The organism is uncultured Gimesia sp. (genome assembly GCF_937919775.1).
In the GTDB taxonomy this organism is placed as follows: Bacteria; Planctomycetota; Planctomycetia; order Planctomycetales; family Planctomycetaceae; genus Gimesia.
The window spans coordinates 1-5,481 of record NZ_CALFPF010000156.1; the positions used below are offsets into that span (position 1 = coordinate 1).

Below are 5,481 nucleotides of genomic sequence, written 5' to 3' on the forward strand. Positions count from 1 at the left end.
GGATAATTTTTTCGGAAGACATTTAACACCTGCAGATATTTTTGGGGGTTTTCTTTTTCGATGGTATTATGCGCCAGTAACAGCAGAACGCTTTTGTCCCCCTTGTATTGGCTGGGAAGCTGCTGGAAGGTCTGGAAGGGGTCCGTTTTTTCGTCAGTCGAAGTGAGGAAGTCGTAGCGTTTTTTCTGGTCCAGGATACTGGTTTTTTCCTGCGGGCTGAGTTTGTCCGGAACCGTCAAATAGGCTTTGTAGATTTCCGGCAGGTAGAGCCGTTTCAGGGACTGCGAAATGAATTCGCCAGTTCCGAAACTGTCGATGTCAATAATTTTTAATTCCCCGTTCTGCTGTTTCTCGACGATCAGGGCATGATAGTTCAAGGTCCAGTCGGGCCTGAGGAAGCGGAAAATGACTTTGAACTGATCCTGCTCTTTTCGCATTGCCAGGAAACGGTAGTCGCCACCATTGGTGATTTCGGCCAGGATTTCGGTGTCGATTCCCTGGTTATTTCCGGTGTAGGCAGTTTCGAGCTGCTGGCGGATCGGTTGGACGGCCTGTTTGACGGCGGGATTCTGCTCGTATTCTGCAAGCACCCTGTCGACAAATGTTTTCCAGTCGAATAACGCCCGGAATTTTGCTGCATCCTGAGAATTGGCCGTTTCCTGTACCTGTTTGCCAAACGCCTGCAGTTCCTGGGGAGTCATCTGCTGGGAAGCAGCAGGACTGGCGCCGGTTTGTGCGACCGCATTCCAGTGCGCAGGGAGAATGACTGTTAAGATCGTGAGGCTGAGTAGAATTTGCCGGCAGACAGGGCGTGTGAAACGATGATCCTTCATAGCGATTCTCGATTTCCTGATGAAATAGCTGAGCGATATGTGTACTGGTGTTTTAATTTTGGGGCTCAATATTAAAATATCACTTTAGATATCGTCTGTTCTGTGCCCTGTAGCTTGACAGTTGTTTTGAAAATTGCATAGTATGTTCGATTCCTGTCAGAAAAGCTGGTAAGAGAGATCTCCGTGCGCTCGCAGGACGATTAGCCTGTATCCAGGTTTATTGCAGCGTCCCCAGGGGCTATTCCGACTGATTACAATGGAACGGCTCATCCTTTAGTGAAATGGGGTGCGTTCTATGAAATGTTAAGTTGTGTATTACGTATAGTTTAAGTTAAGTCAGGTGTAATAAGGCGGTCTTTTTCATGGCAGTTCCTAAAAGACGGATGTCAAAATCTAATTCTCGTAAGAGACGCAGTCACAACGGTATCAAGGCTACCAAGCCGACATACTGTCCACAGTGTGGAACAGCGTCCCCTTCCCATGCTATTTGCCCTCACTGTGGTTTCTATCAGGGTCGCACCATCGTTGAAACTGAGGACTAGGTATCAATGCGGATTGCACTGGATGCAATGGGGGGTGATTTTGCCCCTGAACCGAATATTGCGGGAGCAATCGCCGCATTACAGCTTGATTCTGCGCTGAACGTGGTACTGGTAGGTCCGCAGGATCTAATCGAATCCCAGATAGAAGCTTCCGGTTATTCTGGAGATCGTCTGTCGATCGTCCATGCCAGCCAGGTGGTAGGCATGGAAGAAAAGCCGACCGATGCAATGCGTCAAAAGCCGGACAGCTCGATTTCGATCTGTTGGAAATTGATGGCTGCGCGTGAAGTCGATGCCATTGTCAGTGCCGGTAATACCGGGGCAGTCGTCGCATCAGGCTTGAAAACGCGGCTGTTCCTGAAGGACGTGAAGCGTCCAGGAATCGCAGTCACCTTGCCAACCACTGCCGGACATGCCGTCTTGATGGATGTCGGTGCCAATCCGTCAGCGCGTCCCTCACACCTCTATCAGTATGCCGTCATGGGTGAAATTTATGCCCGCGAAGTGCTGAGGATTGCATCTCCCAAGATCGGGCTGATCAATATCGGCAGCGAAGACGTTAAGGGGAATGACCTTTACCGGGATACCTATCGCCTGTTGAGTGATAGCCCTTTAAAAGACAGCTTTATCGGAAATGTCGAGGGGCGTGGTCTCTATCAGGGAGAAGCCGACGTTTTAATCTGTGAAGGTTTTGTCGGGAACGTGGTGTTAAAGGTCAGCGAGGGGATGGCTGATTTCCTGATGCAGGAAGCCTCCAGGCAGATTTTAAGTAATCTCGATGTAGAGCGTGATAAAGCCAAGCAGGCATTTCAGGAAATGGGTAAGCGGTTTCGTTATCATGAAACCGGGGGAGCCCCTCTGCTGGGAATTGACGGGATCTGTATCATCTGCCACGGTTCCAGCGATGCTCAGTCGATTTCGAATGCTTTGAAGGGGAGTGCCATGTTCAAGGATCGTGGCATCAACTCGCAGATCGCCGAACATCTGGCTCAGAAGCCCGTCGCCTGAAGCGACATCATAAATATCAGCGCAATCTAGTTATAGAGGGATCGACCCGTGAGCAGAATTGCATTTTTGTTTCCCGGCCAGGGGGCTCAGCATGTCGGCATGGGCAAAACGATTGTCGAAAAATATCCGGCAGCCCGGGAGCTTTTTGATCGTGCTGCTGAAATACTTCAGTATGATTTAGCTAAGATCTGTATTGAAGGTCCCAGTGAAGATCTGGATTCGACGGTCATCAGCCAGCCTGCTTTGTTTGTGACCAGTCTGGCTGCTTTGGAAATGTTACGTGCGGATTCTCCCGATAAAGTCCTGGCGTGTGAGATGGCAGCCGGTTTAAGTCTGGGCGAATATACGGCGCTGGTTTTTGCCGGCGCGATGACCTTTGAGGATGGCTTGCGAGTTGTGCAGCGTCGCGGGGAAGCCATGCAGGCGGCTGCCGACGCCAATCCCTCTGGAATGGTCAGTATTCTGTTGCTGGAACGCGATCAGGTGGCAGAGATCTGTAGAGCCGCTTCCGCTGCAGGGAAAATCTGGATCGCCAATTATTTATGCCCGGGAAATATTGTGCTTTCGGGCGAAAACAGTGCCTGTGAACGGGCAGCAGAATTAGCCGAGCAGGCAGGGGGTCGCGCGATTCCTTTAGCGGTTGCCGGTGCGTTTCATACGGAAATTATGAAACCGGCCGACAGTCGACTCTCGGAAGCATTGGGGGGAGTAGGGCTCAAAAAGCCGGAAATCCCGGTCATTTCGAATGTGGATGCGGAAATCCATGAAGATCCTGACGAAATCCGCGAATTGCTGATACGTCAGGTGATCAGCCCCGTTCTTTGGGAAGACTCCATTCGAAAAATGCTCGATGATGGTTTCGACGAATTTTACGAAATCGGACCGGGGAAGGTTCTCAAGGGATTGATGAAACGCATTAATCGGAAGATTTCCTGCGAAACGGTCAACGATTCGTAAGGAGTTCGAAGAGGGCGTGGTTCGAATTCCAGCCCGGGTTGCACAGGGGGAAGGGCAGTGGTGTATTCGGGTACATTCTACCTGGCCAGTCAGAGCTTGATCTAATCTATCAATCTGTGCTACAACAACTTATGCGGTGACTCTGAAGAAAATGCACGAGAACCTGAAATCGTGTGTTCCCAGACTGGAAAAGTCAGCCCGATCAAATTATGAGGTAACTTTGGGGAAGTAGACAAGACTCATAATTCTTGTCACATTTTAAGGTTTACAGAATTGGGGAAACCGGATATATCATCGCTACTACTAGTAGCGAATCCATCCAAGTTGGTTTGGTAAAGATGTTTCCGGCCATAAAAAAGTTAAAAAATCACTAAGACGGTGAAGGAGAAGAAGAGTGTCAATCGAAGAAAAAGTGGTTGGTATCGTTAGCGAGCAATTAGGCCACCCTAAAGAAGATATTACGCTGGACAGTAAATTCATCGACGACTTGAAGGCCGATTCGTTGGATATCGTCGAACTTGTCATGGAATTTGAAGACGAGTTTGATGTTACGATTCCGGATGATGACTATGACAAAATCAAAACTGTAGGTGATGTTGTTGGTTATATTACTGAAAAAGCCAGCTAATCAGCGGCAGGCATTTCTCAGTTCACACGTCTAATGGTTTTGGTTATCTAGAGTCCTGTCTTTTCATTGTAGGAAGTGTTCACGAATGCGCAGGCGAGTTGTCGTTACGGGTATTTCTGTTGTAACGGCTCTGGGTTTGGATGTCTCAGAGTTTTGGGACAAATTATGCGCCGGCAAAAGTGGCGTCGGTCTGGTGGAACGCTTTGACTGCTCCGACTACAAGGTGCGTTTTGGTGGGGAAATTAAAGATTTTAATGCCTCCGAATATACCAATATCTCAGCCAAAGATCTGAAACGTGTTGATCGATTTGTGCAATTTGCTCTGGTAGGCGCTCATATTGCCTACCGGCAGGCTCAGTTGGAAGATTATGACGGCGATCCATACCGCAGTGGCGTAATTGTGGGCAGCGGGATTGGCGGTTTGAATGAAATCGAAAGTCAGCACGATCGTCTTTACAATCAGGGTCCCGCGCGCGTTTCTCCTTTTATGATTCCGAAGCTGATGGTGAATGCCGCCAGTGGTAATATTTCGGTTACCTACGGATTAAAAGGTCCGAACAGTGCTGTTGCGACTGCCTGTGCCTCTGCAACGAATGCCATCGGAGATGCCTTCAAGCTGATCCAAAATGACATCGCCGATATTATGGTTACAGGTGGCAGCGAAGCGGCTGTCACGCCGATGGGGCTGTCCGGTTTTGCCCGGATGAATGCCTTGTCGACCCGCAATAATGATCCTCAGTCAGCCAGCCGTCCATTTGATCGTGATCGTGATGGATTTGTCATGGCGGAAGGTGCGGGTATTATCGTGCTCGAAGAATATGAGCATGCGAAAAAACGCGGCGTTCCGATTCTGGCAGAAGTGACCGGGTATGGTATGTCTGCTGACGGGACCCATATGACGGCTCCCGATCCTGAGGGACGCGGTGCAGCACGTGCGATGCAGCACGCGATCAAAGATGCCGGTCTGAATCCCGAAGACATTGATTATATCAATACCCATGGAACGAGCACTCCTTTAGGAGACGTGGCAGAAACGGTTGCGATTAACTCCGTGTTTGGGTCCCATGTGAAAACGATGCCTGTTTCCAGTACGAAAGGGCATTTAGGGCACCTGTTAGGGGCCTCTGGTGGTGTGGAGTTTGTCGTGGCAGTGAAAGCGCTGCTGGAACAGGTCGGCCCGCCGACGATCAATCTGGATGAACCCGATGAAAAATGTAATCTCGATTACATTCCGAATGAACCACGCGAGATGAAAATTGAGCGGGTGATGAAGAACAGTTTCGGGTTTGGTGGACATAATGCCTGTTTGATTGTGCAAAAAGCGCCTTAAACCGAATTCTGGTTGATAATCGCGCCTCTAGAGCTTTTGGGACCGAGTATAATTGAACTGTGATTGCTACGGTTTCATTGAGCACGCCCTGAAAGACTGCGGTTTGAATCAAATGATGTTGCTGGTCACATGGTTATTGTCAGCTGTGTTTTCCATGCATCCGCAATTAAGTGGAGTTTTCCC

Annotated in this window: 6 protein-coding genes; 5 read left to right on the plus strand and 1 reads right to left on the minus strand. The window is 49.3% G+C overall.

Annotated elements, in window-relative coordinates; all coding sequences use genetic code 11:
* The coding region (locus tag Q0294_RS04230) for a hypothetical protein (protein WP_299461250.1) at nt 1-833 on the minus strand (833 nt) is incomplete at its 3' end.
* Nucleotides 834-1,195: 362 nt separating this feature from the next.
* On the opposite strand from Q0294_RS04230, the gene rpmF reads away from it, so the two are divergent.
* The 5 genes from rpmF (at nt 1,196) to fabF (ending at nt 5,298) form a co-directional block, all read left to right on the plus strand.
* Nucleotides 1,196-1,375, plus strand: a complete 180-nt coding sequence (gene rpmF, locus Q0294_RS04235; protein ID WP_299461252.1) for a 50S ribosomal protein L32 — start codon at nt 1,196-1,198, stop codon at nt 1,373-1,375.
* Nucleotides 1,376-1,381: 6 nt separating this feature from the next.
* Complete coding sequence (gene plsX / locus Q0294_RS04240; protein ID WP_299461254.1) at nt 1,382-2,383, plus strand: phosphate acyltransferase PlsX; 1,002 nt, start codon at nt 1,382-1,384, stop codon at nt 2,381-2,383.
* A 48-nt stretch (nt 2,384-2,431) separates the two neighbouring features.
* Nucleotides 2,432-3,340: an ACP S-malonyltransferase gene (gene fabD, locus Q0294_RS04245; RefSeq protein ID WP_299461256.1), complete on the plus strand. Its 909-nt coding sequence runs from the start codon at nt 2,432-2,434 to the stop codon at nt 3,338-3,340.
* Between the two features lie 394 nt (nt 3,341-3,734).
* Nucleotides 3,735-3,968 (plus strand): acyl carrier protein, encoded by a 234-nt coding sequence (gene acpP / locus Q0294_RS04250; RefSeq protein WP_002649181.1) that lies wholly within the window; start codon nt 3,735-3,737, stop codon nt 3,966-3,968.
* Nucleotides 3,969-4,053: 85 nt separating this feature from the next.
* On the plus strand, nt 4,054-5,298 hold the full coding sequence (gene fabF / locus Q0294_RS04255; RefSeq protein WP_299461264.1) for a beta-ketoacyl-ACP synthase II: 1,245 nt from the start codon (nt 4,054-4,056) through the stop codon (nt 5,296-5,298).
* Nucleotides 5,299-5,481 lie beyond the last annotated feature (183 nt).

What these genes read in the sequence shown, in the direction of transcription:
- rpmF (WP_299461252.1), top strand. Translation starts at nt 1,196, where the DNA reads ATGGCAGTTCCTAAAAGACGGATGTCAAAATCTAATTCTCGTAAGAGA.
- plsX (WP_299461254.1), top strand. Translation starts at nt 1,382, where the DNA reads ATGCGGATTGCACTGGATGCAATGGGGGGTGATTTTGCCCCTGAACCG.
- fabF (WP_299461264.1), top strand. Translation starts at nt 4,054, where the DNA reads ATGCGCAGGCGAGTTGTCGTTACGGGTATTTCTGTTGTAACGGCTCTG.